This is a genomic window from Trichococcus ilyis (assembly GCF_900109135.1).
In the GTDB taxonomy this organism is placed as follows: Bacteria; Bacillota; Bacilli; order Lactobacillales; family Aerococcaceae; genus Trichococcus; species Trichococcus ilyis.
The window spans coordinates 1-1,893 of record NZ_FNYT01000058.1 but is presented as its reverse complement, the minus strand read 5'-3'; the positions used below and the strand labels follow the sequence as shown (position 1 = coordinate 1,893).

General features: G+C 45.8%; 2 protein-coding genes. Both read left to right on the top strand.

Annotation, left to right across the window (positions count from 1 at the left end; genetic code table 11):
- Positions 1-154 precede the first annotated feature (154 nt).
- Positions 155-1,456: an IS30 family transposase gene (locus BMX58_RS14505; protein WP_093088884.1), complete on the top strand. Its 1,302-nt coding sequence runs from the start codon at positions 155-157 to the stop codon at positions 1,454-1,456.
- Positions 1,446-1,646: a hypothetical protein gene (locus tag BMX58_RS14500; RefSeq protein ID WP_068623098.1), complete on the top strand. Its 201-nt coding sequence runs from the start codon at positions 1,446-1,448 to the stop codon at positions 1,644-1,646. Before BMX58_RS14505 ends, BMX58_RS14500 begins: the two co-directional genes overlap by 11 nt.
- Positions 1,647-1,893 lie beyond the last annotated feature (247 nt).

Sequence of the window (1,893 nt, the reverse complement as noted above, 5' to 3'; positions counted from 1 at the left end):
TGTTATTTGAAAAACTAAATTCCAGTTGACTGGTTCAAAATACGGAATTAACTTCTGCAAAGCTGGGAGTGGAATTCACTCCTGCAAACAGCCTATAATTCAAGGTGGATAATGTTTTGCTTCCTCACTTACAAAAAGAAGGAAGTGTTCACCTATGACAACACAGAAACATTTAACCCTTGAAGATCGTTACGCCATTCAACACTCACTTGAAAAACGCCACTCCTTCCGCACCATAGCCCGCTCCCTGGACAAAGACCCGACCTCCATTTCAAAAGAAGTCAGACGGCACCGCCAGAGTAGATATTACGTGGGCCAGGGCCGCGTCCCCAATCGCTGCATCCATCGCCAATCCTGTGCCATCACCAATCTATGCGCCAACAAGAAATGCCGGAAGGCATCCTGTAGCCTCTGTAATCAGTGCAACAGTGTCTGTGCCGACTTTGAGGAAGAGCTCTGTCCGCGCCTCCAACGAGCTCCCTATGTCTGCAATGGCTGCAAAACGAGAGAATCCTGCACCTTGATGAAATCTTTCTACAAAGCGCAGGAAGCTCACCAGAAATACGAACAGACTTTGTCTGATTCACGTACGGGCATCAGCCTGACGGATGAGGAGCTTGCCTATGTGGACGCGCTTGTGTCGCCATTGATCAAGCAGAACCAGTCGATTCATCACATTTGTGTACACAATGCCGATCGCCTGCCGATTTGCGAAAGGACCCTCTACACCCTGATTGACCGGTGCTACCTTAAAGCCAGAAACATTGATTTAGTGCGCAAACCGCGTTTCCGCTTACGCAAGAAGAAGGTCGAAAAGAAGATCGACAAAGCTTGCCGTACTGAACGAACAATGGTGGATTACAAACGGTACCTGGACGAGCAGGAAGAAGTCGTGACCATTCAAATGGATACCGTAGAAGGCAGAAAAGGCGGGAAGGTCATCCTTACCCTCCATTTTACAAACTGTCACTTGATGTTGATGTATTTGCGTGACCACAATACCTCGCAAACAGTCATCGATGTATTTAATAAACTGGAGGAAGATTTAGGTGAAACGGCTTTCCGCAAGTTATTTCCGGTTGTCCTAACGGACAATGGCAGCGAGTTCTCAAACCCCAAAGCCTTGGAAGAAAACCAACGGACCAGAATCTTCTACTGCGATGTCAACTCCCCTTTTCAAAAAGGGCAAATTGAGAAGAACCATGAACTGATCCGGTATGTCTTGCCAAAAGGGACCAGCTTTGATGGGCTTACGCAGGCGGATGTCCAGCTGTTGGCCTGTCATATCAATTCCTACACAAGAAAAAAGCTAAACGACAAATCCCCTACGGAGTCGTTTAGCTTCCTGTACGGAGACGAGCTTCTCCATACCTTGGGTATAGAACTGGTCCCACCTCATACAATAAACCTATCCCCCTCGCTATTCAAGAAAGAAGGTTTGTCAAATGGCAACTAAACGCTTCCCACTTTACGATGAACAAGGCCGAGAACATTTATTGACCGCTTCGGAAACCATTGATTACCTTTTGGGAGAAGTGATTGCCTTAAGCCAGACTGTGGCCGAGCTCGAAGCCACAGTCTCACGCCTCTCAGAAGGTGCATTGAGCAAAACCAACAGCTTTGAAGATGAAGGAATCCCGTTCTAACCGAAAAAAGCAGCAGAACATTGTCCACAATAAAATATCTTTTAGGGGTGGAATTTACTCTTGCGAAAAAACGCAGAATCTTCACCTTCGGTTTGTCATGCCCAAAAACAGACCGAATTCGATACATTGATCACTCTAAAATATACAAATTGACCTTTTTGACATTCATTTTTTGTCTATTTCTCTTTTCATCGGCTCGAGTGCGGAATTTAGTTTTGCAAACTGGAATTTACTATTGCAACTAACC